We start from the raw sequence: 25,456 nt of genomic DNA, 5'->3' as shown, positions 1-25,456 counted from the left end.
CGAGGCCACCGCGGCGGCCCGGACACGCTGCGTAACATCAACCCGGTGGCAGTCGCACCGATCTCCGTCAACTACGACGAATTCCCCAGCCTGCGCTTCGAACACGGCGACAACGGCGTCCTCACGGTGGTTCTCGACGCTCCCGGGCTGAACTCGGTGGGCCCGCAGATGCACCGCGATCTCGCCGACGTCTGGCCGGCCATCAATCGCGACCCCGACGTGCGGGCCGTCCTGATCCGCGGTGAGGGTAAAGCGTTTTCGTCCGGCGGCAGCTTCGAGCTGATCGACGAGACCATCGGCGACTACGAGGGCCGGCTGCGCATCATGCGCGAGGCCCGTGACCTGGTGCTCAACATCGTCAACTTCGACAAGCCGATGGTGTCGGCGATCCGGGGCCCCGCCGTCGGTGCCGGCCTGGTGGTGGCACTGCTCTCCGACATCTCGGTGGCCGGGCGGACCGCCAAGATCATCGACGGCCACACCAAGCTCGGGGTGGCGGCCGGCGACCACGCCGCGATCTGCTGGCCGCTGCTGGTCGGGATGGCCAAGGCCAAGTACTACCTGCTCACCTGCGACACCCTGCTCGGCGAGGAAGCCGAACGCATCGGCCTGGTCTCCCTCTGCGTCGACGACGACGAGGTCCTGGCGCGGGCCACCCAGGTCGCCGACGAGCTGGCCCAGGGGGCGCAGAACGCGATCCGGTGGACCAAACACAGCCTCAACCACTGGTATCGCATGTTCGCGCCGGCATTCGAGACGTCGCTCGGCCTGGAATTTCTGGGTTTCAGCGGCCCCGACGTGCGGGAGGGCCTGGCGGCGCACCGCGAGAAGCGCCCGGCCCGATTCAACGGGTGACAACGCTCTGAGCAGGCTAAACGGCGATTGTTGACGATGTGACACGACCCGATAACAGCTTGGTCGCGACGAGTTTGGAAACCGGCGCGCCTGTCGTGGCGGGTCCGGCGATGGGTCTAGCGTCGAACGCTGTGACCCGTGCCTACGACGATCCGGAACGCGGGCGACGAGGAGGAGTGGCGCCACTGACTTCAGTCGAACCGGCTCCATTCCGCGAAGCGGTCGCGGCCATGAACGCCGTCAACGCCCGGCCGGAGATCGAGCTCGGCCCGATCCGGCCCCCACAGCGCCTGGCGCCGTTCAGCTACGCGCTGGGGGCCGAGGTGAAGCACCCCGACCTCGAAATCGTCCCCGAGCGGTCGGAGGGCGACGCGTTCGGCCGGCTGATCCTGCTCTACGACCCGGACGGCGCCGACGCCTGGGACGGCACCACGCGTCTGGTCGCCTACATCCAGGCCGACCTGGACTCCAGCGAGGCCGTCGATCCGCTGCTGCCGGAAGTGGCGTGGAGCTGGCTGGTCGACGCCCTGGAAGCGCGGACCGACCAGGTCACGGCGCTGGGCGGCACCGTCACCGCCACCACTTCCGTGCGCTACGGCGACATCTCCGGGCCGCCGCGCGCCCATCAGCTCGAGCTGCGGGCCTCGTGGACGGCGACCACGCCGGCCGTCGGCGCCCACGTCGAAGCGTTTTGCGAGGTGCTGGAGCACGCCGCAGGCCTCCCGCCGGCTGGGGTCACCGACCTGAGCTCGCGGTCACGCGCCTGACATGGGTGAGCCCGGATCCGAGGGGTCTGACAGCGGCGCGCCCGGACCCACCCCGCTGCTGCACCCGGCCGAGGGCATACCCGAACTCTCGGTGACGGTCGCCCAGATCGCCGACGCCGCCCGATTCCTGGACAGTGGGCATGGGCCGTTCGCGGTGGACGCCGAGCGCGCGTCGGGTTTCCGCTACTCCAACCGGGCCTACCTGATCCAGATCCGGCGGGCTGGGGCCGGCACCGTGCTGATCGACCCGGTCAGTCACGGCACCGATCCGCTGACGGCGCTGCGCCCGGTCGCCGAGGTGCTGGGCACCGACGAGTGGATTCTGCACGCGGCCGACCAGGATCTGCCGTGCCTGGCCGAGGTCGGCATGCGCCCGCCCGCGCTCTACGACACCGAGCTGGCCGGGCGCCTGGCCGGGTTCAAGCGGGTGAACCTGGCGGCGATGACCGAACGGTTGCTGGGGCATGGTCTGGTCAAGGGCCACGGCGCGGCCGACTGGTCCAAGCGGCCGCTGCCCACCGAGTGGCTCAACTACGCGGCCCTCGACGTGGAGCTGCTGGTCGAGCTGCGGGCGGCGATCGCCGCTGAGCTGGCCGCGCAAGGCAAAACCGATTGGGCCGGAGAGGAATTCGACTACTTGCGCGGCGCGGGCAGCAGGGAAGCCACGCCGCGGCGCGACCGCTGGCGGCGCACGTCGGGCATCCACAAGGTGCGCGACCGTCGCGCCCTGGCAGCGGTGCGCGAGTTGTGGACCACCCGCGACAACATCGCCCAGCGCCGCGACATCGCGCCGCGGTGCATCCTGCCGGATTCGGCCATCATCGAGGCCGCGATCGCCGACCCGAAGACGGTCGAAGACCTGATCGCGTTGCCGGTGTTCGGCGGGCGCAACCAGCGGCGCAGCGCGGCGACCTGGCTGGCCGCGCTGGAGGCGGCCCGCACCAGCCCGGACCCGCCCGAAGACGCCGAGCCGCCGAACGGGCCGCCGCCGCCGGCGCGGTGGAGCAGACGCAAACCGGAGGCGGCCGCCCGGCTGGAGGCCGCCCGGGCCGGGCTGTCGGAGCTGTCGGAGCGGGTGAAGATCCCGACCGAGAACCTGGTCTCACCCGACCTGGTGCGCCGGCTGTGCTGGGACTGGGCCGACGCGCCGGACCCGGTCGAGGCCGTGGAGGATTTCCTGCGCGCCGGCCAGGCGCGGGCCTGGCAACGCGAGCTCGTCGACCCCGTGCTGGCCGCCGCGCTGCAGCCGCCGCCCGAGGGTACCGACGATTAGTCGAGGTGCTCGCGGATCTCGGGTTCGGATTCGTAACTGCCCAGTGCGGCAACCCATCCGGTGATCCGGCGGGCCACGTCCTGGTCGGTCAGCCCGAGATCGGCAAGCACCTCACCGCGGGAGGCGTGCTCGTAGAACTCCTGGTTGAGGCCGACGTCGCGGCACGGCATGTCGATCTCCGCGCGGCGCAGCGCGGCCGAAACCGCCGATCCCACACCGCCATTGACGCCGTTGTCCTCAAGCGTGACGAGCAGCTTGTGCTGCTCGGCCAGTTCGAGAACACCGTCGGACACCGGCAACACCCACCGCGGATCGATCACCGTCACCCCGATGCCCGGGCCGTGCAGCCGCTTGGCCACCTCGAGTGCCATCGCGGCGAACGCGCCGACGGCCACCAGCAGCACGTCGTGGTTCAGCGCTTCCGCGGGCACCGCCAGCACGTCGATTCCCGCCCGCTGCTCGAGGGCCGGAATGTCTTCGCCCACATCGCCTTTGGGGAACCTCAGCGCGGTCGGGCCGTCGTCCACCTCGAGCGCCTCGCCGAGCTCCTCACGCAGTCGGGCGGCGTCGCGCGGGGCGGCCACCCGCATGCCGGGCACGATGCCCAGCATCGACAGATCCCACATGCCGTTGTGGCTGGCGCCGTCGGAACCGGTGATCCCGGCGCGGTCGAGCACGATCGTCACGGGCAGCTTGTGCAGCGCCACGTCCATCATGATCTGGTCGAACGCCCGGTTGAGGAACGTCGAGTAGATGGCCACGACCGGGTGCATCCCACCCATCGCCAGCCCCGCCGCCGACGTCAGCGCATGCTGTTCGGCGATGCCGACGTCGAACAACCGATCCGGGAATCGTTGCCCGAACGCCGTCAGCCCGGTCGGACCGGGCATCGCCGCCGTGATCGCGACGATGTCGCGGCGCTTTGCCGCGTAGCCGATCAGCGCGTCGGAGAAGGTCGCCGTCCAGCCCGGGCCCGGGATCTTGGTGGCCTGGCCGGTGGCGGGGTCGATCGGCGCGGTCGAGTGCATCTGTTCGGCTTCGTCGGCCTCGGCCGGGGCGTAGCCCATCCCCTTGCGGGTGGCCACGTGCACGATCACCGGGGCGCCGAACTCGCGGGCGCGGCGCAGCGCGGCCTCCACGGCCCGCTCGTCGTGGCCGTCGACCGGGCCGACATATTTCAGCCCGAGATCGGTGAACAGCAGCTGCGGGGCCAGCGAGTCCTTGATGCCGGCCTTGACGCTGTGCATGAGGTGGTAGCAGATCTCACCGATCAGCGGCACCGCCCGTACCACGTCGCGGCCCTTTTCCAGCACCTGCTCGTAGGCCGGCTGCAGCCGCAGCATCGCCAGGTGGTCGGCGACCCCGCCGATCGTGGGGGCGTAGCTGCGGCCGTTGTCGTTGACGACGATGACCACCGGACGCCCGGATGCCGCGATGTTGTTCAGCGCCTCCCAGCACATGCCGCCGGTGAGCGCGCCGTCGCCGATCACCGCGACCACGTGCCGGTTGCGGTGCCCGGTCAGCTCGAACGCCTTGGCCAGACCGTCGGCGTAGGACAGCGCCGCACTGGCGTGGCTGGACTCCACCCAGTCGTGCTCGCTCTCGGCGCGCGACGGATACCCCGACAGGCCACCCTTTTTGCGCAGCGTCTCGAAGTCCTGGCAGCGGCCGGTCAGCATCTTGTGTACATAGGCCTGGTGGCCGGTGTCGAAGATGATCGGATCGTGCGGCGAGTCGAAGACCCGGTGCAGCGCCAGCGTCAGCTCGACCACGCCGAGGTTCGGTCCCAGGTGGCCCCCGGTAGCAGCCACCTTGTGGATCAGGAACTCGCGGATCTCGGCGGCCAGATCGCGGAGCTGCTGCCCCGAAAGGTGTTGCAGATCTGCAGGGCCGCGGATCTGTTCCAGCATCCCGTCAGTGTACGCAGCGACGGCCGGATCTAGCCTCCTACGAGGCGCCGAACAACTCGGCGAGGTCGTCGTGAAGTTCGGGATCGGCCAAGACGACGACCTCGTCGCCGGCCCGCAGCTCGGTGTCACCCCGCACCGGCACCAGGCCGGTGGCGCGCACGACGATGCTCACCCAGATGTCGCCGACGCGGTCGCTCAAGCCCTCGATGGTGCACCCCTCAGCGGCCGAACCCGGGGCGACGTGCAGCCGGTGCACCCCCTCGGGTTCGTCCTGGAGCCGCACACCGATCTCCCACGGCTGCGGCTCGACGGTACGCATCGGCAGGTGTAGCAGCTTTGCGATACCGGGCACCGAGCTGCCTTGCACCAGCGCCGAGAAGACCACGACGACCACGACGATGCCGTAGAGGCGTTCGGCGTCGGCGATGTGTGCGGCCCGCAGGAACTCGCCCAGCAGGATCGGCACCGCCCCCTTGAGCCCGGCGACGAGGATGAAGATGCGTTCGTTGTGCTGCAGCCGGACCGGAACCAGGCAGCAGCCCACCGCCAACGGCCGAATCACCACCGTCAGCGCCACGCCGAGGACCAGGCCGGGGATCCACACGTCGGGATGGCCGAGCACGTTGAGGTCGACGGTCAACCCCAGAACGGCAAACGCGACGATTTCGGCCAAGCCCGCCAAGGCGGCGTGGAATCGTTTGATGTCCGGTTTGTAGGGCGCGCGCGCGTCGCCGATCACGATGCCGGCGACGAACACCGCCAGGAATCCCGAGCCGTGGGCCAGCGTGGCAATGCCGTACAGCAGCAGGCTGGACGCCAACGTCCGCAGCGAGTACAGGCCCTCGCTGGGCAATGCCACGCTGCGCATGAACACGAGCAGGGCGCGACCGCCGAGCACGCCGACGGCCAGGCCGATCACCATCTGTAAGACGAATTGGGTTGCCACGCTGGCGAACCCGGCCGCGCTGAGGCCACCGGCGGCGATCAGGCTGGCCATCAAGGAGATGCCGACCGGGTCGTTGGCGCCGGACTCTCCTTCCAGGATGGTGCTACTGCGGCCGGCGATCTCGCGTTTACCCAGCACGGAGAACACCACGGCCGGGTCGGTGGGTGCCACCGCGGTGGCCACCAGCACCGCTGGGAACCAACCGATTCCGCACAGGTAGTGCAGTATCAGCGCCCCGCCGGCGGCGGTGAGGGCGGTGCCCACGACGCCGACCGACAGAATGGGGGCGACCGCCGCGCGAAAGCGCTTGAGCCCGATATGCATTCCGCCGTCGAACAACACCAGCACCAACGCGATGGTGATCACCCGCTCCACCGCCCGCTCGGACGGTGGCTGTACCGCGGGCATGCTGTGCACCGCCACGGCGGCACCGACCAACACCAGCAGGGCGACCGGGACCTTGACCCGCTCGGTCAGCCGGTTCGCCAGCACCGCGATCAAACCGACGGCGCTGCAGAACAAGACGATCAGCGCGTAACGGATGGTCTCGGTCACGATCGCGACCCGCCCGGGCGAGTCAGCAGCGCCACGCACTCGGTGTGATGGGTCAGCGGGAAGGCGTCGAACACCTTGATCTTCTCGACCGTATAGCCATGACCGAGGTACAGCCCGATATCGCGCGCGAAAGACGCTGCCTCGCAACCGATGTGTACGACTCGCGGCACACCGGCGGCGGCCAGCAGGTCGATGACGTCGCGTCCGGCGCCCGAGCGCGGCGGATCCAGCACCGCGACGTCGGCGCCGGCCTGTTGCGCCGCCACCGCGCGGCGCACCGAATCGGTGACGATCTCCACCTGCGGCGGATCGACCAGCGCGGCCCGCGCCGCGCGCGTCGACGCGCGGGAGGTGTCGACGGTCAGGACCCGCCCGGACTCCCCCACCGCGTCGCCCAGCGTGGCGGCGAAAACGCCTGCGCCGCCGTAGAGATCCCACACACTCATCCCGGCGCCGGGCTGCGCCCAGTCGGCGACCAGCGCGCTGTAGACCCGCGCCGCCTCCCGATGCGCCTGCCAGAACGCGGTCACCGGCACCTCCCAGCTGCGCCGGACGACGCGCTGGGTCGCCTCGTAGTTGCCCTGCACCACATTAGTCGCCGTGCGCGCGCCGCGGCGCAGGGTGCGCACCACATGCCGGCACCCGTCGTCGTCGACGGCGACGTGCAGTTGCGCGGTCGGCGCCAGGTCGGCCGGCGCACACACCTGGGCCAGGCCATCCAGCATTCCCGGCGGCAACTGCGCACAACTCAGGTCGGTCACCAGCTGGTCGCTGTTGTAGCGGTGAAAGCCCGGGCGCGCGTCCGCGCCCACCTCGAGGCGCACCCGGGTACGCCAGCCGGTGACGCCGGACTCCGAAAGTGGTTCTGCCGCACCGCTCCAGCGATACCCACCCAGCCGTTCCAATTGGTTGGCCACCACTTGCGCCTTGAACGTCCGAACCGCCTCCGGGGTCGCGAAGGCCAGATCACAACAGCCGGCGCCGTCGACCCCGGCGATCGGGCACAGCGAATCGATCCGATCCGCCGACGCCTCCAGGACGTCGAGAACCTCTGCATGCCAATAGGATCCGCGGTCGGCGGTGACCCGCACCCGCACTCGTTCGCCGGGTAGGGCATAGCGCACGAACACCACCCGGCCTTCGTGGTGGGCCACGCAGCTGCCGCCGTTGGCGGGCGCACCGGCGACCAGCGTCAGCTCCCCCGGTGATAGCGACGCCTCGGCACTCATTGCGTTTTCCCGTCTAGGCGGTTCAGTCGAAGATTCCGCGCCGGGCGTCACCGGGAGCCGCGTGCGGCTGCAGGGTTTTGAGTCGCTCCGACGAACTCAGTTGCCAGGGAACCGAAGTCACCATCACGTTGGGCATGAACAGCAGCCGGCCCTTGAGCCGCAACGCGCTTTGGTTGTGCAGCAATTGCTCCCACCAATGGCCGACGACGTACTCGGGGATGAACACCGTCACCACGGTGCGCGGCGAGTCCTTGCTGACCCGTTTGACGTACTCGAGCACCGGGCGGGTGATGTCCCGATAGGGTGAGGCGATCACCTTCAGCGGCACGCTGATCTCGCTGTGCTCCCAATCATGCACCAGCGCACGGGTTTCCACGTCGTCCACGCTGACCGTGACGGCCTCGAGCACATCGGGACGGGTGGCACGCGCGTAGGCCAAGGCGCGCAGGGTCGGTAGATGCAGCTTCGACACCAGCACGATGGCGTGGTTGCGGCTGGGCAGCACCACGTCGTGCTGGGCGGCGGCCTGCTCCTCCAATTCCCGCGAGACGGTGGAGTAGTGCTTGCGGATCATCTTCATGACGACGAACAGCGCACCCATCGCGACGATGGCGATCCACGCGCCGGCGAAGAACTTGGTGACCAGCACCACCAGCAGCACCGTGCCGGTGGACAGCAGACCGATCGTGTTGATCACCCGCGAGCGCTTCATCTTGGCTCGCACCCTCGGGTCGGTCTCGGTGCGCAGCAGCCGAGTCCAGTGCCGGACCATGCCGATCTGGCTCAGCGTGAACGAAATGAACACGCCGACGATGTAGAGCTGGATCAGCGCGGTCACCTCGCCGCGGAACGCGACGACGATCGACAGCGCGGCCGCCGACAGGAACAGGATCCCGTTGGAGAACGCCAGGCGGTCGCCGCGGGTATGCAGCTGGCGCGGCAGGTAGCTGTGCTGCGCCAGCACCGAGCCGAGCACCGGGAAGCCGTTGAACGCGGTGTTGGCCGCCAGCACCAAGATCAGCGCCGTCACCGTGGCGATGAGCAGAAACCCGATCCGGAAGCCGCCGAACACCGTCTCGGCCAGCTGGGTGACCAGCGTCTTCTGTATGTAGCCGGCCGGGATGCCGGTCAGCTGGGTGGCGGGGTCGTCGACCAGCTGCACGTGGATCTGCTGGGCCAGCACGATGATGCCCATCAGCAGCGTCACCGCGATCACGCCGAGCATCAGCAGAGTCGTTGCGGCGTTGCGCAACTTGGGTTTCTGGAACGCCGGCACGCCATTGCTGATCGCCTCGACACCGGTCAGCGCCGCGCAGCCCGAGGAGAACGAGCGGGCCAGCAGGAACGCGAACGCGAAGCCGACGATCTGGCCGTGCTCGCCGTGCATCTGGTAGCCGGCCGACTCGGCGCGCAGCGGGTTGCCCAGCACGAAAATCCGGATCAAACCCCACCCGATCATTGTCACGACGCCGATGATGAACGCATACGTCGGGATCGCGAAGGCCGCCCCGGATTCCCGGATCCCGCGCAGGTTCAGCGCCGTCACCAAGACGATGGCTGCCACACAGAACCACACCTTGTTCTGGGCCACGACGGGGACCGCGGAACCGATGTTGGCCATCGCCGACGCCGTCGAAACAGCAACGGTGAGAACGTAATCCACCATCAGCGCACTGGCCACGACGAGGCCGGCGGTCTCGCCCAGGTTGGTGGTGACCACTTCGTAGTCGCCGCCGCCGGACGGGTAGGCATGCACGTTCTGCCGGTAGCTGGCCACCACGACCAACATGACCGCGGCCACCGCGAGCCCGATCCACGGCGTCAACGCGTAGGCGGCCGCGCCGGCCACCGAGAGCATCAAGAACACTTCCTCGGGCGCATACGCCACCGAGGACAGCGCGTCGGAGGCGAACACCGGCAAGGCGATGCGCTTGGGCAGCAGGGTGTGGCTCAGCCGGTCACTGCGTTGCGGCCGCCCGATGAGCAACCGGCGCGCTGCGGTTGAAAGTTTGGACACGAGAGCCAAGAGTAAGCGCAACGGGCCATGCCGGTAGCGTTCCGTGGGCGAGAATGTTGCCGATGGAAATCGGCTGGCCACACAGTTTGCCGATGATTGACACGTGCTCCGACTCAGCCGAGAGGACCTGACGTGCGGGTGGTTGTAATGGGTTGTGGCCGGGTGGGCTCGTCGTTGGCCGACGGGCTGTCCCGGATTGGCCACGACGTCGCGGTGATCGACCGCGACAGCGCGGCGTTCAACCGGCTGAGCCCGGAGTTCGCCGGCGAGCGGGTGCTGGGCCAGGGGTTCGACCGGGATGTGCTGCTGAGGGCCCGCATCGAGGAGGCCGACGCGTTCGCGGCGGTGTCGTCCGGGGACAACTCCAACATCATCTCGGCGCGGCTGGCTCGCGAGACGTTCGGCGTCAACCGCGTGGTGGCCCGGATCTACGACGCCAAGCGCGCCGAGGTCTACGAACGCCTCGGCATCCCGACGATCGCCACCGTGCCGTGGACCACCGACCGGCTGTTCAACGCGCTGACCCGGGAGAGCGAGACCGCCAAGTGGCGCGACCCGACCGGGACGGTCGCGGTGTCCGAGGTCGTCCTGCACGAGGACTGGGTGGGCCGACGCGCCACCGATCTCGAGCACGCCACCGGGGCCCGGGTGGCCTTCCTGATCCGGTTCGGCACCGGCATCCTGCCCGAACCCAAGACGGTCATCCAGGCCGGCGATCAGGTCTATATCGCCGCGATCTCCGGCCGCGCGGCCGAGGCGGTGGCCATCGCCGCCCTGCCGCCCGCCGAGGACATCGATTCAGGGGCGGGGCATTGAGTCCGCGCCGCCCGACCGCGACCAAGGAGCAGCGCAGATGAAGGTAGCTGTCGCCGGAGCCGGCGCGGTCGGCCGCTCGGTCACCCGCGAGCTTCTCGAGAACAACCACGACGTGACCCTGATCGAACGCAACCCGGACCACGTCGACGTCGACGCGATCCCAGCCGCGCACTGGCGACTCGGCGACGCGTGCGAGCTGAGCCTGCTCGAATCGGTGCACCTCGAGAACTTCGACGTGGTGGTCGCCGCGACCGGTGACGACAAGGCCAACGTGGTGCTGTCCCTGCTGGCCAAGACCGAGTTCGCGGTGCCCCGGGTGGTGGCCCGCGTCAACGACCCCCGCAACGAATGGCTGTTCACCGACGCTTGGGGGGTCGACGTGGCGGTGTCCACCCCGCGCATGCTGGCGTCGCTGATCGAAGAAGCGGTCGCCGTGGGCGATTTGGTGCGGCTGATGGAGTTTCGGCGGGGCCAGGCCAACCTGGTCGAGATCACCCTGCCCGACGACACCCCGTGGGGCGGTAAGCCGGTACGCCGGCTGGAGCTGCCCCGGGATGCCGCACTGGTCACCATTCTGCGGGGCCCGCGGGTGATCGTGCCGGAGGCCGACGAGCCGCTGGAAGGCGGCGACGAGTTGCTCTTTGTCGCGGTCACCGAGGTCGAAGAGGAGCTGCGCAAGCTGGTGCTGCCGGCGGTCGCGCCGCCCGCGAGCTAGTCGGCGTCGACCACCGCGGCCGGCCCGAACGTTTCCTCGGCGCCGTCGATCGCGCGCTGCGCGGCCCGGATCGCCACGTAGGTCGCGAGCGCCGCCAGCGCGGTCAGTGGCCAGCCCATCCCGATGCGCGCGGCGGCCAGCCAGCCGGTCTGGTCGGCGTCGTAGAGCAGGCGCTGCACGACGAACCGCGCACCGAACACCAGTACCCAGCCCAGCGTGGCGACGTCGAACGCGTAGACGGCCCGAGACACGTTGCGCCAGTGGCGGTCACGCCCGGTGGCCCAGCTCCACGCGTAGCCGACCAGCGGTCGCCGGATCAGCACGGACACGGCGAAGACCACGGCCCACAACAGCGAGACCCAAATGCCGAGCAGGAAATAGCCCTTGGACGCTCCGACGAGGTAGGCGATCAACGCGCAGACGGCGACCCCGACGAACCCGGAGAACGCCGGCTGCGTCGAGTCGCGGCGAATCAGCCGCCACACCAAGACGACTGCGGCCACGCCGAGCGCGACCCCGATCGCGGGCACCAGCCCCAACAGGCTGGACGCCGCGACGAAGGTGACGACGGGCAGCGACGAGTAGATCAGACCGCTAACCCCGCCCAGCTGGCTCAGCAGGCGTTCCGGGTGGATGCGGTCGGAAGTGTTACGAGGCAGTGTCAACGCTGAATTTCGTAGTGCGGGTTGTAGATGGCCTTGGTGCCGTTCTCCAGCTTGCCTATCCGGCCGCTCACCCGCAAAGTGCGTCCCGAGTCGATCCCGGGGATGCGGCGCTGGCCCAACCAGACCAGGGTCACGGTGTCGCTGCCGTCGAACAGCTCGGCCTTCACGCCGCCCGCGCAGCCCTTGCCGTTACATTCCACGCTGCGCAGCGTGCCCACCATCGTCACCTCTTGGCCACGTTCGCAATCGATCGCACGCTGTGCACCAGTGCTGGCGACCTCGTCGGACAATTCCTCGGAATCGCGTTGCTCCGGATCCTCCGTCAACCGACGGGTGAGACGGCGCAAATAACCCTGGGCACCCATGGCCACTCCTGACAATTGGAGAAAAGCTGCGGTGCTTCATCTATGCCAACGAACATCGTAGACCTGTTGGTTCCCCGGCGCCAACCGAATCAAACTGATTTCCGAACGCGTGTCGCGCCGGGCAGTATCGGGGCGTGGCTGTCGATCTGCGGGGTGTCACGGCGGTGCTGTTGCCCGGAACCGGCTCCGACGACGTGTACGTCGATCGGGCGTTTTCCGGGCCGTTGCGCGGCGTCGGCGCACGGCTGATCGCCCCCGCGCCGCGACCCGATCGTCTGGTCGGCGGCTACCTTTCCGCGTTGGACGACGCCGCGCGCGACGGGCCCATCGCCGTCGGCGGAATCTCGATCGGAGCAGCGGTGGCGGTCGCCTGGGCACTCGTGCATCCAAGCCAAACGGTCGCCGTGCTGGCCGCGCTGCCCGCCTGGGCGGGGCCGCCGGGATCGGCGCCGGCCGCACTCGCGGCGCGGTATTCGGCGTCGACGCTACGCGCCGACGGCCTGGCCGCGGCGACCGCACAGATGCGTGCCTCCAGCCCGTCCTGGTTGGGCGACGAGCTGGCCCGGTCCTGGCTTGCCCAGTGGCCGTTGCTGCCAGACGCGATGGACGAAGCGGCGGCCTATGTCGCGCCCAGCTGTGACGAACTCAACCCCCTGGCCGCGCCGCTCGGCGTGGCGTCGGCGGTCGACGATCCGATTCATCCGCTGCAGGCCGGTGTCGATTGGGTGGCCGCGGCGCCGCGCGCGGCGCTGCGGACGGTGACGCTCGATCAGATCGGCGCGGATGCCGCCACACTCGGGGCGGCGTGTCTGGCGGCACTGGCCGACGTGTAACGGTCCGCGGTCACGACTTTCGGTGTGCGCTCATGGCTTTGCCTGTGTTTTGGGGCCGCCCGCAATACACGGTCACGGCCACGGATTCACACGCGAGCCCGCGGGTGCGGGCTACCCGCCGGTGGTGGTGCGCAGCTGTTGCATGGCCGAGCCGTCCGCGCTGCGCCGGGCGGCCGGCTCGTTGGACGGCTGCTGGGCATCGCCGTGTTCGGCGGCCTGCTGCGCCTGTTGCATAGCGGCCTGACGCAGCTGCTCGGCCATCGGCTCGGGCAGGTTCACCGGCAGCGGTGTGCGCACCGGCAGCGGGGTGTCGCCGCGGCGAACCACCGTGTCCGCCAACGCCGCTCGCGCCTCGCCCTCCAGGGCCTCGATGGTTTCGTGCGGGCCGTTGACGACGCAGCGAATCATCCAGCGGTAGCCGTCGATACCGATGAACCGCACCACTCCCGAGGCGGTACCGACCACCTCGCGGCCCCACGGGCCGTCCTTGATGCTGACTTGTGCCGAGTCCTTGCGCAGCGAGTCGGCGAGCTCGCTGGCCACCTCGCGCCACAGGCCACCCGTCTTGGGTGCGGCATAGGCGGCGATGGTGAATCGCCCGTTGGGCGTGACGACCCACACCGCGCTCGGCACACCGGTCTCGGTCAGCTCCACCTGCAGCTGGCCGGCCTCGGACATCGGGATCAGCACCGAGCCCAGGTCGAGCCGGGCCAGCTCCGCGACCGACGGGTCGTCGAAGTCGTCGATGTCGAACGGGCCCTCCAGCTCCTCGTCGAACTCGTCGTCGATCGGGTCGGCCGCGCCACCGGCCGCCGACTCGTCGCTGTCGTCTTTGCCTGATCTACCAAGTGCCATCACAAACTCGCATGTCCGCCGGAGGACCCGTGACCACCGTCGCCACGGGATGTTTCGGCCAGCCCGGCCTCGTCGAACGACGCGACCTCGACCAACTCGACCAACTCGACCCGCTGCACCAGCAACTGGGCGATCCGATCACCGCGGCGCACCACGATCGGCTCGGCCGGGTCGAGGTTGATCAGCGCGACCTTGATCTCGCCGCGATAGCCCGCGTCGATCGTACCCGGGCTGTTGACGATCGAAAGTCCAACCCGCGCAGCCAATCCCGAGCGAGGATGCACCAAACCGACCATCCCGAACGGGATGGCGACCGCCACGCCGGTGGAGACCAGGGCGCGGTGCCCCGGCGCCAGGGTGACGTCTTGGGCGCTGAACAGGTCGACCCCCGCGTCGCCGGCGTGGGCACGGCTGGGCAGCGGAAGCCTGGGGTCGAGACGGACGATGGCCAGACTGGTCGACACGGGGCCACAGGCTACCCTTGACCGGGTGTCGAGTACGCGCGTCGCGCCGCACAGCGTGCGATATCGCGAGCGGCTGTGGGTCCCCTGGTGGTGGTGGCCACCGGCGTTCGCGCTGGCCACCCTGATCGCCGTCGAAGTCAACATGGGTGTCAAGGCGCTCCCCGACTGGCTGCCGTTCGTGGTGTTGTTCATCGTGGCCGTCGGCGCCCTGCTGTGGCTGGGCCGCATCGAAATCTGGGTCACCGCCGCCGACGACGGCGAGGTGCAGCTGTGGGCCGGGGAAGCCCACCTGCCGGTCACCGTGATCGCCCGATCCGCGGAGATAGCGCCCACCGCGAAGTCCGCGGCGCTGGGGCGCCAACTCGACCCCGCCACATACGTCCTGCATCGCGCGTGGGTAGGGCCGATGATTTTGCTGGTCCTCGACGACCCAGACGACCCGACGCCGTACTGGATGGTGAGCTGCCGTCACCCCGACCGGGTGCTGTCGGCATTACGCAGCTGACCGATCAGGCCGCGCAGTCGGTGCAGATCATCACGCCGTTCTTCTCGCTGGCCAGTCGACTGCGGTGTTGCACCAAAAAGCAACTCGAGCAGGTGAACTCGTCGGCTTGTTTCGGAATGACCCGAACCAACAGCTCCTCGCCGGACAGGTCGGCCCCAGGCAGTTCGAAGTTCTCGGCTGACTCGGATTCGTCTACGTCGACAACACCCGACGCCGCCTCGTTCCGTCGAGCCTTGAGCTCCTCCAGCGAGTCCTCCGAAACATCGTCGGTTTCGGTACGCCGTGGAGCGTCATAGTCGGTAGGCATCGTCCAATCCCCTCACATGCCTGCGTTACCTCAAGCAACGCTTTGTACCAGCGTCGAACGCATCCACCAAACGATTCGTGCCCGGAACCCGGGCGATTCGATTGTGATTTACCTCACACCCCCGGGTTGACCCTCATATCGGCCTTTAAACAGTGGATTTGGTGTGCGGCTACAGTGCAGCTGTGGTCGCACAAATCACCGAGGGTACCGCCTTCGACAAGCATGGTCGGCCGTTTCGGCGTCGCAATCCCCGACCCGCGATCATCGTGCTGGTTTTGCTGGTCGTGGTCACCGGCGTGGTGTGGACGGTGGTGCTGACGCGGCCCCCGAGAGTTCGCGAGGCGCAGGTGTGCAACCCGCCCCCGCAACCGGCGAACGGATCGGCGCCGGCCCAGCTCGGCGAGCAAATGTCACGCAGTGCCATGGCCGACGTGCCGCCGGCCAAACTCAGCGACACCAAGGTGCGGGTGCTCAACGCCAGCGGCCGCGGCGGCCAGGCCGCCGACGTCGCCGGCGCGATGAAGGATCTGGGCTTCGCGCAGCCGACCGCGGCCAACGACCCGCTCTACGCCGGCACCCGGCTGAACTGCCAAAGCCAGATCCGCTTCGGCACGGCCGGCGGGTCCGCCGCCGCCGCGGTGTGGCTGGTCGCCCCGTGCAGCGAGCTGTTCAACGACAACCGCGCCGACGACTCCGTCGACCTGGCGATCGGCACGGAATTCACCGCGCTGGCGCACAACGACGACATCGACACGGTGCTGGCCAGCCTGCGCCCCGGTGCCACCGGATCGTCAGATCCCTCGCTATTGGCGAAGATTCACGCCAGCAGCTGCTGATTCAGTCCGCGATCGGGGCAAGGGCGCCGAATCGCTCGAGGGCCGTCAACAGTTCGTCGGCGATCCCGGGCGCGGCCGCCACCACCAGTCCGGCCTCTGTGCCAGGCGGGCCGAGCGGCGTGGGCAGCAACACCCGTGCCCCGGCCTCAGCTGCGATCAGCCCGCCCGCCGCGCGATCCCACACCTGCAGCCCGTGCTCGTAGTAGGCGTCCAACCGCCCCGCCGCGACCATGCACAGGTCCAGTGCGGCGGAGCCGACGCGACGCACGTCGCGCACCAACGGCAGCAGCCGCGCCAGCAGCGCGGCCTGGGTGGTGCGCCGCCCGATCGAATATCCAAAGCCGGTGCCCAGCAAGGCCATTGAGAGATCGCCGACGTCGGTGCACCGCAACGGCTGCGTCCCTTGCGCGTCCACGACATGCGCGCCCAGGCCTTGCGCCGCGGAGTAGACCCGGCCCCCGACGACGTCGGCGATCGCGCCGGCCACCGACACGCCGCCGACTTGCGCGCCGACCGACACCGCATATGCCGGGATGTCGTAGACGAAATTCACCGTGCCGTCGATCGGATCGAGCACCCAGGTAACCGCGTCCTGAGACGCCGCGTCCGGTTCGGCCGGGCCGCCGCCCTCTTCCCCGAGAATCGGGTCACCGGGCCGTAATTTGGCCAACCGATCGCGCAGCAGGCGTTCGGTCTCGGTGTCGACCACCGTCACCGGATCGGTCGGCGTGCTCTTGGACCGCACCGCGGCACTGTCGGTCCCGGCCGCGCGCGCACCGAACACCTCGGCGCGCCGCGACCTGACGAACTCGGCGGCTTCGGCGGCGAGCAGTTCGGCTACGGCGCGCAACTGCGCGGGCTCGGATCTCGTCACGGGTCCATCGCAACACAGTCGGCTGCCGCCGCGCAGAGCGGCGACACTCCTCCGATCGCCCGGCCGCAACCAGGTCGTCGCCAGCTAAGGTGTGACACAGCCCGATCTCGCCAAGGAGACGTCGATGACCAGCACCGACTCGGCCACCAATGCACCCGGCACCGAGGCAGCCTCCGGCACGCCGCAGCGTCGCGGATTCGGCATCGACGTCGGCGGCAGCGGAATCAAGGGCGGAATCGTCGATCTGGACACCGGCCAGCTGATCGGCGAACGGGTCAAACTGCTGACTCCGCAACCGGCCACCCCGTCGGCCGTGGCCAAAACCATCGCCAAGGTCGTCGACGAATTCGGCTGGGCCGGGCCGCTCGGCGTGACCTACCCCGGTGTCGTCACCAACGGCATCGTGCAGACCGCGGCCAACGTGGATCGCGCCTGGATCGGGACCAACGCGCGCGACGTGATCAGCGCCAAGCTGGACGGCCAAGACGTCACGGTGCTCAACGACGCCGACGCGGCCGGGCTCGCCGAGGAGCGCTACGGGGCGGGCAAAGGGCACGAGGGGCTGGTCGTGCTGCTCACCTTCGGAACCGGCATCGGCTCCGCCCTGATCCACAACGGGACGCTGATACCCAACACCGAATTCGGCCATCTCGAAGTCGGCGGCAAAGAGGCCGAGAAACGCGCGGCCTCGTCGGTGAAAGACAAAAACAAATGGAGCTACCCGCGCTGGACCAAAGAGGTGACCAGGGTGCTGATCGCGATCGAGAACGCGATCTGGCCCGACCTGATCATCGCCGGCGGTGGGATCAGCCGAAAGGCCGATCAATGGGTGCCGCTGCTCGAAAACCGCACCCCGGTGGTGGCCGCGGCATTGCTGAACACCGCCGGGATCGTCGGCGCCGCGATGGCCTCGACCGTGGACGTGACGCACTGAAATTTCCCCGCTAGGGCGGCGGTACGAGCGCGCACTGTCGTTACAATGGTCCACGGCGACCGCCCGACAGAAAGCGTGCGAGCCTCCACGCTCATACCAACACCGACATTCGACATAGCAGGCACTTTCGGTTAACCATGCCCAAACCCACCGAAAGTGAGTCCAACCGAAGGGGTGTAAGTGGCAGCGAGCAAGACCAGTCCGGCAACAGATGAGCCGGTGAAGCGCACCGCCACGAAGACTCCCGCCAAGCGGCCCGCGGCCAAGGCCGCCCACGGCACCGCGCCGGCCAAACGCGCCACCAAGGCCGCACCCCGGGCCGCCAAGCCCGCCGGCGAAGACACGACCGCCGAGAAGAAGCCCCGCACTCCGGCCAAGGCCGCCGCGAAGGCGCCGGCGGGCCGCGGCATTAAGGCCGCACCCAAGGATCTCGCCGACGACGAGAACCACGAGGGCATCGACGACGCGGCCGAGGAGCTCGACGCAGAGCCCGATCTGGAAGGCGAAGACCTCGACATCGAGGGCGACCTCAACCTCGACGACGACCTCGAGGACGAGGTCGTCGTCGAGGTTGACGCGGACGACGAGGCCGACGTCGGGGACGACGAGGCCGAGGACGGCGCGGACGTGACCAAGCCGGCCGCCAAGAAGGCGGCGGCCGAGGACGAGGAGGAGATCGCCGAGCCGTCCGAAAAGGACAAGGCGTCCGGCGATTTCGTCTGGGACGAAGACGAATCTGAGGCGCTGCGGCAGGCCCGCAAGGACGCCGAACTCACCGCGTCCGCGGACTCGGTTCGCGCGTACCTCAAGCAGATCGGCAAGGTGGCACTGCTCAACGCCGAGGAGGAGGTCGAGCTCGCGAAGCGGATCGAGGCCGGCCTGTATGCCACCCAGCTGATGGCCGAACTGGTCGAGCGCGGCGACAAATTGCCCGCCGCTCAGCGTCGCGACATGATGTGGATCTGCCGCGACGGCGACCGCGCCAAAAACCATCTGCTGGAAGCCAACCTGCGACTGGTTGTGTCGCTGGCCAAGCGCTACACCGGTCGCGGAATGGCCTTCCTCGACCTGATCCAGGAGGGAAACCTGGGTCTGATCCGCGCGGTCGAAAAGTTCGACTACACCAAGGGTTACAAGTTCTCGACCTACGCGACGTGGTGGATCCGCCAGGCCATCACCCGCGCGATGGCCGACCAGGCCCGCACCATCCGCATCCCGGTGCACATGGTCGAGGTGATCAACAAGCTGGGCCGCATTCAGCGCGAGCTGCTGCAGGACCTGGGCCGCGAGCCCACGCCCGAGGAGCTGGCCAAGGAAATGGACATCACGCCGGAGAAGGTGCTGGAGATCCAGCAGTACGCGCGTGAGCCCATCTCGCTGGACCAGACCATCGGCGACGAGGGGGACAGCCAACTCGGCGACTTCATCGAGGACAGCGAGGCCGTCGTGGCCGTCGACGCGGTGTCGTTCACATTGCTGCAAGACCAGTTGCAGTCGGTGCTCGAGACGCTCTCGGAACGGGAAGCCGGCGTCGTACGGCTGCGCTTCGGTCTCACCGACGGCCAGCCCCGTACCCTCGACGAGATCGGCCAGGTCTACGGTGTGACCCGCGAGCGGATCCGCCAGATCGAATCCAAGACCATGTCAAAACTGCGCCACCCCAGCCGTTCTCAGGTGCTGCGCGACTACCTCGACTAGCACACGCGTCAAACTTGTTGCTGCACAGTCAAAATCGCTGTTGCGCACAGCGGTGCGCCGGAAATTCGGTTGGGCACAAGGAAAATGCGCCGGCCGTCGGCGCCGCCGTAGTGTGACCCATGTCCGGTAACCGCAGACTCGTCTCGTCAGGATCCGACTTCGAATCCACGGTCGGCTACTCGCGCGCGGTGCGGGTAGGCCCCTACGTGGCGGGCCCGGCACCACCGGCGCCGGGCCCGCCGACGACATCGCCGCGCAGGCCCGAGATGCCTTGCGCCGCATCGAGATTGCGCTGCAGCAGGCCGGGGCCACGCTGAACGACGTGATCCGCACCCCGCATCTACGTGACCGACATTTCGCGGTGGCGTGAGGTCGCGGAGGTGCACGCCCGGGTCTTCGGGCAGATACGGCCGACGGCGACCATGGTCGAGGTCACGGCGCTGATCGCACCGGAGTTGCTGGTGGCGATCGAAGCCGACGCCTACGTCGAGCCCTGAGGACCGGCCAGCGGGGCGAAGGTGCCCCCGGGACTGGGCGAGTAGACGGTGACCCGTTTCACAGCGGTGACCGGCAGCGGCCCGTACAGGTGCGGGAACAGCATCGCCTCCGGATCCGTTGGCACACCGGGCTCCCACCGCACCGGCGAGTCCAGCAACGCCGGGTCGATGTGCAGCAGCACCAGGTCCTGGCGGCCGCTGAACAGCCGATTGGCCGGCAGATGTACCTGCTGGGGCGCCGACAGGTGGATGAAGTCCCCGGCGGGCGGCACCGGGATTTCGCTGCGGCGCTGGGCGTCCGACCATTCGTCGGCCGCGCACAGGTGTACGAGCAGCTCAGAAGGGAATGTCATTGGTTGACCACTCTAGAAAGCCCGACGAAACCAAACGTTTACCGCTCGTGAGAAACGACACACCCGATAACGATCGGGGAACAACGCAAAAACGCCAAACGTCTGAGACAGTGAATACAAGAGAACGGAGAAGCCAGTGAATGCAACTTTGACGACAAGTGCCGAGCTGACTAGAGCCGACCGCTGCGACCGCTGCGGTGCCGCAGCTCGGGTACGTGCCAAGCTGCCTTCCGGAGCCGAGCTTCTCTTCTGCCAGCACCACGCCAACGAGCACGAGGCCAAGCTGATCGAGCTCGCCGCCGTGCTGGAGGTCAGCGGAAGCTAGGTCCAGCGAAACTCGCCCACCCAGAATGTGCGGCGTGGGCGAATTCTTCGGTAATGCTGGACCGGTATGAGTGATCAGACCGTAAAGCCGTCGCGCCATCATCTTTGGCGAATCACGTTGCGGACTCTCGGGAAAAGCTGGGACGACTCCATCTTCACCGAGTCCGCCCAGGCGGGCTTCTGGTCGGCCCTTTCCACCCCGCCGCTGCTGCTGGGAATGCTGGGCAGCTTGGCGTATGTGGCCCCGCTGTTCGGGCCGGACGCGCTGCACAGCATCGAGAAGAGCGCGATCTCGGCGGCGCACAGCCTGTTCTCGTCCAGCGTCGTCAACGAGATCATCGAGCCCACGGTGCGGGACATCACCGCCCATGCTCGCGGCGAGGTGGTCTCGCTCGGTTTCCTGCTGTCGCTGTGGGCGGGGTCGTCGGCGATCTCGGCGTTCGTCGATTCGGTGGTCGAGGCGCACGACCAGACACCACTGCGCCACCCGGTGCGCCAGCGGCTGTTCGCGCTGTTCCTCTACGTGGTCGGACTGGTGTGCGCGGTCGTGGCCGCGCCGGTGCTGGTGGTGGGCCCGCGCACGGTGTCCGAGCACATCCCTTACGCGCTGGCCAACGTGCTGCGCTACGGCTACTACCCCGCGCTGGTCCTCGGGTTGATGACCGGCGTCGTAATCTTGTACCGGGTGTCGCTGCCGGAGCCGCTGCCGACGCATCGGCTCGTCTTGGGCGCCATCCTGGCGACCGCCGTGTTCGTGATCGCGACGCTGGGCCTGCGCGTCTACTTGCGGTGGATCACCAGCACCGGTTACACCTACGGCGCGCTGTCCACGCCGATCGCGTTCCTGTTGTTCGCCTTCTTCGGCGGCTTCGCGATCATGCTCGGCGCCGAGCTCAATGCCGCGATCCAGGAGGAGTTCCCCGCGCCTCGCACGCACGCCCACCGGCTGCGCAAGTGGTTGATGGCGCGGTCGCCCACCCTGAAGCGACGGCGGAGGCCCTGTCGAATCCGGTGACGACGAATCCCGCGAGGCGGGAACGCGATGTCGAGCCGGCGAGGCCGCCGACCTGACCTGATCAGCCCTTCTTGAGCTGGTCGTAGATCCTCTTGCAATCCGGGCAGACAGGTGAGCCCGGCTTGGCCGCGCGCGTGACGGGAAAAACCTCACCGCACAGCGCGACCACGTGGTTCCCCATGACCGCGCTCTCGGCGATCTTGTCCTTCTTGACGTAATGAAAGTACTTGGGGGTGTCGCTGCCGGTCCCGTCGTCGACGCGTTCGTCGGTGTCGGTGCGTTCGATCGTCTGGATCTGCATACCTCACATTGTGCCTGCCAAGGCGCCCCGACCGGAATCGGCCGGATGTGGGACAGTGGAGGAATGAAGCGCGGCCCGGAATTAGGGTTCGATGACAAGGGCCGGCCGGTGCTCATCACCGCCGCCGAACCGTCCTACGAGGAACAGCATCGCGCGCGGGTCCGTAAGTACCTGACGCTGATGGCCTTCCGGATTCCGGCGCTGATCCTGGCCGCGCTGGCCTACGACGCCTGGCACAACGGGCTGATCTCACTGCTGATCGTGGGCGCGTCGGTGCCGCTGCCGTGGATGGCCGTGCTGATCGCCAACGACCGCCCGCCCCGCCGCAAGGACGAACCCCGTCGGTTCGACGACGCGCGGCGGCGCACTCCGTTGTTCCCGACAGCCGAACGACCCGCCCTGGAGGCGCCGCGATCCGCGCCACCGCAACCGGGTTCGCCCGGCCGCGAGCACCAGGCTTACGACGCCGGTCACGGGTACGACGCCGGTTCCGGTTGACCGGCGGCGGAGCACTCTTCTCAGGACATTCTCAGGTATGCGGCACATTTGTGCACGTCAAAGCGTGTGAGATGGCATCGGCGGGGGAACTCTCAGGGCTGATATGTCGTTTAACACCATGACAGCTACAAGCCAATCGGGAGGCCGCCATGGCGAATGCCATCACAGGCAGGATCGACACCAGCGATCTTGATGCTCAAAGCCCTGCAGCGGACCTCGTGCGCGTATATCTGAACGGCATCGGGAAGACGGCGCTGCTGACCGCCGCGGACGAAGTCGAACTGGCGAAGCGTATCGAGGCCGGACTGTATGCCGAGCATCTGCTCGCGACGCGGAAACTCCTGGGCGAGAACCGCAAACGCGATCTCGCCACCGTCGTACGTGACGGTCAAGCGGCGCGTCGGCACCTGTTGGAGGCGAACCTGCGCCTGGTGGTCTCGTTGGCCAAGCGCTACACCGGTCGGGGAATGCCGCTGCTCGACCTGATTCAGGAGGGCAACCTCGGACTGATCCGCGCGATGGAAAAGTTCGACTACACAAAGGGATTCAAGTTCTCGACGTACGCGACGTGGTGGATCCGTCAGGCCATCACCCGCGGCATGGCCGACCAGAGCCGCACCATCCGGCTGCCCGTTCACCTCGTCGAGCAGGTCAACAAGCTGGCGCGGATCAAGCGCGAGATGCACCAGAACCTCGGCCGGGAAGCCACCGACGAGGAGTTGGCCGCCGAGTCCGGAATCCCGGTCGAGAAGATCAACGATCTGCTCGAGCACAGCCGCGACCCGGTAAGCCTGGACATGCCGGTCGGTTCCGAAGAGGAAGCACCGCTGGGCGATTTCATCGAGGACGCCGAAGCGATGTCCGCGGAGAACGCGGTGATCGCCGAGCTGCTGCACACCGACATCCGCAGCGTGCTGGCCACCCTGGACGAGCGCGAGCACCAGGTGATCCGGCTGCGGTTCGGCCTCGACGACGGCCAGCCGCGGACGCTGGACCAGATCGGCAAGCTGTTCGGCCTGTCCCGGGAGCGGGTCCGGCAGATCGAGCGGGACGTGATGGCCAAGCTGCGCAACGGAGAGCGTGCCGACCGGCTGCGCTCCTACGCCAGCTGAGGCGCCCGGCCAGATAGCACCGACAGTATGCCCGCCGCACATCCGCGGCAGGCATACTTGCTTGCCTACCGAAGCGTTAGACCTATTTCGGCAGCTGGCCAAGTAGACTCGGCGTCAATGGAGGGTGCTGAATGAACGACCTGGTTGATACCACCGAGATGTACCTGCGGACCATCTACGACCTCGAGGAAGAGGGCGTGACGCCGCTGCGCGCCAGGATCGCCGAACGACTCGACCAGAGCGGGCCGACCGTCAGCCAGACCGTCTCCCGGATGGAGCGCGACGGTCTCCTCCACGTGGCCGGTGACCGGCACCTGGAACTCACCGACAAGGGCCGCGCGCTGGCCATTTCCGTGATGCGCAAGCACCGCCTCGCCGAACGACTGCTCGTCGACGTCATCGGTTTACCGTGGGAAGAAGTGCACGCCGAGGCCTGCCGGTGGGAGCACGTGATGAGCGAGGACGTCGAACGCCGGCTGGTCAAGGTGCTCAACAACCCCACCACCTCCCCGTTCGGCAACCCGATTCCCGGATTGCTGAACCTGGGCGTGGGCCCGGACTCCGGCACCGACGGCATCAACCTGGTCCGGCTGACCGAGCTGCCGGCGGGATCGCCGGTCGCGGTCGTCGTCCGCCAGCTCACCGAGCATGTGCAGGGCGACATCGACCTGATCGCGCAGCTCAAAGACGCCGGCGTGGTGCCGAACGCGCGGGTCACCGTCGAGACCGGTCCCAGCGGGGTCACCATCCTGATCCCCGGGCACGAAAACTTCACCCTGCCGCACGAGATGGCGCACGCCGTCAAGGTCGAGAAGGTCTGACTCCCCCTATCCAGCACGGCGGCCGAACGCGCGCCGCGGCGGTAGCCGCACCCCGAGCCGCTTGGCCAGCCGGTAGCCGGTCCTCGCGAGTTCGCGGATCTGTTCGGGTCGCAGGCCCGACTGCAGCGCCGTGTCCAGCATGCCCGCCATCCGGTGGTCCGGGTCGCAGCGCAGCGTGGCCTCCAGGGACACCCCCGCCAGCGGGCCGTCGCCGCGCACATACGCGCTGAACGCCAGCAACACCAGCGCTTCGACCCGCCACGGCGTGGGCAGGGCGCGCGCCAGCGCCGCCCACAACGCCTCGGCTTCCCCCGCCTTCACGCCGACCGCCAGCGCGTACAGCGTGTCGCGCACCTGGCCGTCGTCCAGCGCGCAGCCCAGCGCGGCCAGCTCGGCGTCCGACAGCGTCTGCCCGGCGCCCACCCGGGCGGCCGCGGCCATCGCGCTTTCCAGGTCGCGCCGCCTACAGCACGCGGGATCCGCGCGATGCGCCGCCGCGTGGGTTTCCGCCTGCTCGCCGACCAAACCGGCCAGTGCGGCGCTGCGGGCCGGATCCTCGACGGCGATCACGGCCTGCAGATCGGCGCGACGCGCATACAGCCGCCGGCCTTCCAGCACCGCCGCGGCGGCCAGCGGCGACGCGGACGGATCGTCGACTGCGCCGCTCGCGCCGCAGCCATCCACGCAATGCCAGCGCCCGCCGCGGGCCACCCGATCCACCACATGGGCCGCCCACAGCTCAATGTTGTGCTCCGACAACACCTCTGCGAGCATCGCGCACAGCTGCCGGTACTCCTCATTGCACATTGAGCATTCGGCGCCCTCCTCGTCGACAATCACCGCGATCGCGGCCTCGGGCGCCGCCGCCGCGGCCACCTCGACCAGATGCCCGAGCCGGCCGGCCAGCTCCTGGCCGAGGTCGACCCGCAGCACGGCTCCCAGTTCGCCACGTTCCAACGACACCAAAACCAATGAATTCTCCGGGACGAAGCCGAGAACGGCCGGTAGCGCGGCGATCAGTGTGCCGGGGCGGTTCAGTTCGAAATCGGGTGCATGCGGTGTCATGAGGCCCAACGCTGATCGCCGCCACCGTCAGAACGCGCTCGCGCAACGCAA

27 protein-coding genes and 2 pseudogenes are annotated in these 25,456 nt (G+C 68.5%); 16 read left to right on the top strand and 13 right to left on the bottom strand.

What is annotated here, in order from left to right; translation table 11 throughout:
• Positions 1-60: 60 nt before the first annotated feature.
• The 3 genes from T428_RS0104370 to T428_RS0104360 all read left to right on the top strand — a co-directional run bounded on the left by T428_RS0104370 (position 61) and on the right by T428_RS0104360 (position 2,895).
• Positions 61-855 (top strand): enoyl-CoA hydratase/isomerase family protein, encoded by a 795-nt coding sequence (locus T428_RS0104370; RefSeq protein ID WP_025735524.1) that lies wholly within the window; start codon positions 61-63, stop codon positions 853-855.
• A gap of 131 nt (positions 856-986) precedes the next feature.
• Positions 987-1,622, top strand: a complete 636-nt coding sequence (locus T428_RS0104365; protein WP_084298604.1) for a DUF3000 domain-containing protein — start codon at positions 987-989, stop codon at positions 1,620-1,622.
• Position 1,623: 1 nt separating this feature from the next.
• Positions 1,624-2,895: a ribonuclease D gene (locus tag T428_RS0104360; protein WP_025735522.1), complete on the top strand. Its 1,272-nt coding sequence runs from the start codon at positions 1,624-1,626 to the stop codon at positions 2,893-2,895.
• On the opposite strand, the gene dxs is transcribed toward T428_RS0104360, so the two are convergent.
• The 4 genes from dxs to T428_RS0104340 are packed head-to-tail and all read right to left on the bottom strand — an operon-like array spanning position 2,892 to position 9,552.
• A complete protein-coding gene (dxs, locus tag T428_RS0104355) occupies positions 2,892-4,805 on the bottom strand; it encodes a 1-deoxy-D-xylulose-5-phosphate synthase (RefSeq protein WP_025735521.1) in 1,914 nt (637 codons plus the stop codon). The genes T428_RS0104360 and dxs overlap by 4 nt on opposite strands.
• A 37-nt stretch (positions 4,806-4,842) precedes the next feature.
• A complete protein-coding gene (locus T428_RS0104350) occupies positions 4,843-6,306 on the bottom strand; it encodes a cation:proton antiporter domain-containing protein (RefSeq protein ID WP_025735520.1) in 1,464 nt (487 codons plus the stop codon).
• Positions 6,303-7,535, bottom strand: a complete 1,233-nt coding sequence (locus T428_RS0104345; protein WP_025735519.1) for a class I SAM-dependent RNA methyltransferase — start codon at positions 7,533-7,535, stop codon at positions 6,303-6,305. The genes T428_RS0104350 and T428_RS0104345 overlap by 4 nt, the downstream gene beginning before the upstream one ends.
• Before the next feature lie 22 nt (positions 7,536-7,557).
• Complete coding sequence (locus tag T428_RS0104340; RefSeq protein ID WP_025735518.1) at positions 7,558-9,552, bottom strand: APC family permease; 1,995 nt, start codon at positions 9,550-9,552, stop codon at positions 7,558-7,560.
• A 132-nt stretch (positions 9,553-9,684) separates the two neighbouring features.
• On the opposite strand from T428_RS0104340, the gene T428_RS0104335 reads away from it, so the two are divergent.
• Both T428_RS0104335 and T428_RS0104330 read left to right on the top strand, forming a co-directional pair.
• A complete protein-coding gene (locus T428_RS0104335) occupies positions 9,685-10,368 on the top strand; it encodes a potassium channel family protein (protein ID WP_025735517.1) in 684 nt (227 codons plus the stop codon).
• A gap of 37 nt (positions 10,369-10,405) precedes the next feature.
• A complete protein-coding gene (locus T428_RS0104330; protein WP_025735516.1) occupies positions 10,406-11,083 on the top strand; it encodes a potassium channel family protein in 678 nt (225 codons plus the stop codon).
• On the opposite strand, the gene T428_RS0104325 is transcribed toward T428_RS0104330, so the two are convergent.
• Both T428_RS0104325 and T428_RS0104320 read right to left on the bottom strand, forming a co-directional pair.
• Positions 11,080-11,748, bottom strand: a complete 669-nt coding sequence (locus tag T428_RS0104325; RefSeq protein ID WP_025735515.1) for a DUF3159 domain-containing protein — start codon at positions 11,746-11,748, stop codon at positions 11,080-11,082. The genes T428_RS0104330 and T428_RS0104325 overlap by 4 nt on opposite strands.
• Positions 11,745-12,113: an OB-fold nucleic acid binding domain-containing protein gene (locus T428_RS0104320; RefSeq protein ID WP_025735514.1), complete on the bottom strand. Its 369-nt coding sequence runs from the start codon at positions 12,111-12,113 to the stop codon at positions 11,745-11,747. Before T428_RS0104320 ends, T428_RS0104325 begins: the two co-directional genes overlap by 4 nt.
• A gap of 134 nt (positions 12,114-12,247) precedes the next feature.
• Here T428_RS0104320 and T428_RS0104315 point away from each other — a divergent pair, with 134 nt between their 5' ends.
• Positions 12,248-12,946 carry a hypothetical protein gene (locus T428_RS0104315; protein ID WP_025735513.1) on the top strand — a complete coding sequence of 233 codons (699 nt, stop codon included), beginning with the start codon at positions 12,248-12,250 and terminating at the stop codon, positions 12,944-12,946.
• A gap of 111 nt (positions 12,947-13,057) precedes the next feature.
• Here the strand turns inward: T428_RS0104315 and T428_RS0104310 are convergent, their stop codons facing one another.
• Positions 13,058-13,801 carry a DUF3710 domain-containing protein gene (locus T428_RS0104310; RefSeq protein WP_051465106.1) on the bottom strand — a complete coding sequence of 248 codons (744 nt, stop codon included), beginning with the start codon at positions 13,799-13,801 and terminating at the stop codon, positions 13,058-13,060.
• A complete protein-coding gene (gene dut, locus T428_RS0104305) occupies positions 13,801-14,265 on the bottom strand; it encodes a dUTP diphosphatase (protein ID WP_025735511.1) in 465 nt (154 codons plus the stop codon). Before dut ends, T428_RS0104310 begins: the two co-directional genes overlap by 1 nt.
• A 25-nt stretch (positions 14,266-14,290) precedes the next feature.
• On the opposite strand from dut, the gene T428_RS0104300 reads away from it, so the two are divergent.
• Complete coding sequence (locus T428_RS0104300) at positions 14,291-14,770, top strand: DUF3093 domain-containing protein (protein WP_025735510.1); 480 nt, start codon at positions 14,291-14,293, stop codon at positions 14,768-14,770.
• 4 nt (positions 14,771-14,774) lie between these two features.
• Here T428_RS0104300 and T428_RS0104295 read toward each other — a convergent pair whose 3' ends face one another.
• The gene (locus T428_RS0104295; RefSeq protein ID WP_025735509.1) at positions 14,775-15,077 is read right to left on the bottom strand and encodes a DUF4193 domain-containing protein; all 303 of its coding nucleotides are present in this window, start codon (positions 15,075-15,077) and stop codon (positions 14,775-14,777) included.
• A 182-nt stretch (positions 15,078-15,259) separates the two neighbouring features.
• On the opposite strand from T428_RS0104295, the gene cei reads away from it, so the two are divergent.
• Positions 15,260-15,913 carry an envelope integrity protein Cei gene (gene cei, locus T428_RS0104290; RefSeq protein ID WP_025735508.1) on the top strand — a complete coding sequence of 218 codons (654 nt, stop codon included), beginning with the start codon at positions 15,260-15,262 and terminating at the stop codon, positions 15,911-15,913.
• Position 15,914: 1 nt separating this feature from the next.
• Here cei and T428_RS0104285 read toward each other — a convergent pair whose 3' ends face one another.
• Positions 15,915-16,787 carry an inositol monophosphatase family protein gene (locus tag T428_RS0104285; RefSeq protein WP_025735507.1) on the bottom strand — a complete coding sequence of 291 codons (873 nt, stop codon included), beginning with the start codon at positions 16,785-16,787 and terminating at the stop codon, positions 15,915-15,917.
• 124 nt (positions 16,788-16,911) lie between these two features.
• Here T428_RS0104285 and ppgK point away from each other — a divergent pair, with 124 nt between their 5' ends.
• The 3 genes and pseudogenes from ppgK to T428_RS25505 all read left to right on the top strand — a co-directional run bounded on the left by ppgK (position 16,912) and on the right by T428_RS25505 (position 19,916).
• Positions 16,912-17,721, top strand: coding sequence for a polyphosphate--glucose phosphotransferase (ppgK, locus tag T428_RS0104280; RefSeq protein ID WP_025735506.1), 810 nt, complete (start codon positions 16,912-16,914; stop codon positions 17,719-17,721).
• Positions 17,722-17,901: 180 nt separating this feature from the next.
• A complete protein-coding gene (locus T428_RS0104275) occupies positions 17,902-19,419 on the top strand; it encodes an RNA polymerase sigma factor (RefSeq protein WP_025735505.1) in 1,518 nt (505 codons plus the stop codon).
• Between the two features lie 119 nt (positions 19,420-19,538).
• Positions 19,539-19,916: pseudogene (locus tag T428_RS25505) on the top strand (RidA family protein).
• Here T428_RS25505 and T428_RS0104265 read toward each other — a convergent pair.
• Positions 19,901-20,269 (bottom strand): DUF952 domain-containing protein, encoded by a 369-nt coding sequence (locus tag T428_RS0104265; RefSeq protein WP_025735504.1) that lies wholly within the window; start codon positions 20,267-20,269, stop codon positions 19,901-19,903. The pseudogene T428_RS25505 and the gene T428_RS0104265 overlap by 16 nt on opposite strands.
• Before the next feature lie 136 nt (positions 20,270-20,405).
• On the opposite strand from T428_RS0104265, the gene T428_RS0104260 reads away from it, so the two are divergent.
• Both T428_RS0104260 and T428_RS25500 read left to right on the top strand, forming a co-directional pair.
• On the top strand, positions 20,406-20,594 hold the full coding sequence (locus T428_RS0104260) for a DUF7455 domain-containing protein (protein ID WP_025735503.1): 189 nt from the start codon (positions 20,406-20,408) through the stop codon (positions 20,592-20,594).
• A 66-nt stretch (positions 20,595-20,660) separates the two neighbouring features.
• Positions 20,661-21,664, top strand: a pseudogene (locus T428_RS25500) (YihY/virulence factor BrkB family protein).
• 5 nt (positions 21,665-21,669) lie between these two features.
• Here the strand turns inward: T428_RS25500 and T428_RS0104250 are convergent.
• On the bottom strand, positions 21,670-21,909 hold the full coding sequence (locus T428_RS0104250) for a DUF3039 domain-containing protein (protein WP_025735502.1): 240 nt from the start codon (positions 21,907-21,909) through the stop codon (positions 21,670-21,672).
• A 45-nt stretch (positions 21,910-21,954) separates the two neighbouring features.
• On the opposite strand from T428_RS0104250, the gene T428_RS0104245 reads away from it, so the two are divergent.
• The 3 genes from T428_RS0104245 (at position 21,955) to T428_RS0104235 (ending at position 24,340) form a co-directional block, all read left to right on the top strand.
• Positions 21,955-22,407, top strand: a complete 453-nt coding sequence (locus T428_RS0104245; RefSeq protein ID WP_025735501.1) for a DUF3099 domain-containing protein — start codon at positions 21,955-21,957, stop codon at positions 22,405-22,407.
• 149 nt (positions 22,408-22,556) lie between these two features.
• The gene (gene sigB / locus T428_RS0104240; protein WP_025735500.1) at positions 22,557-23,519 is read left to right on the top strand and encodes a sigma-70 family RNA polymerase sigma factor SigB; all 963 of its coding nucleotides are present in this window, start codon (positions 22,557-22,559) and stop codon (positions 23,517-23,519) included.
• 131 nt (positions 23,520-23,650) lie between these two features.
• Positions 23,651-24,340, top strand: coding sequence for an iron-dependent transcriptional repressor DtxR (locus T428_RS0104235; protein ID WP_025735499.1), 690 nt, complete (start codon positions 23,651-23,653; stop codon positions 24,338-24,340).
• Positions 24,341-24,346: 6 nt separating this feature from the next.
• Here the strand turns inward: T428_RS0104235 and T428_RS0104230 are convergent, their stop codons facing one another.
• Positions 24,347-25,405 carry a DUF4192 domain-containing protein gene (locus T428_RS0104230; RefSeq protein ID WP_025735498.1) on the bottom strand — a complete coding sequence of 353 codons (1,059 nt, stop codon included), beginning with the start codon at positions 25,403-25,405 and terminating at the stop codon, positions 24,347-24,349.
• Positions 25,406-25,456: the final 51 nt, after the last annotated feature.

This window comes from Mycobacterium genavense ATCC 51234 (assembly GCF_000526915.1).
In the GTDB taxonomy this organism is placed as follows: Bacteria; Actinomycetota; Actinomycetes; order Mycobacteriales; family Mycobacteriaceae; genus Mycobacterium; species Mycobacterium genavense.
This window is presented reverse-complemented; position numbering and strand designations above follow the sequence as displayed.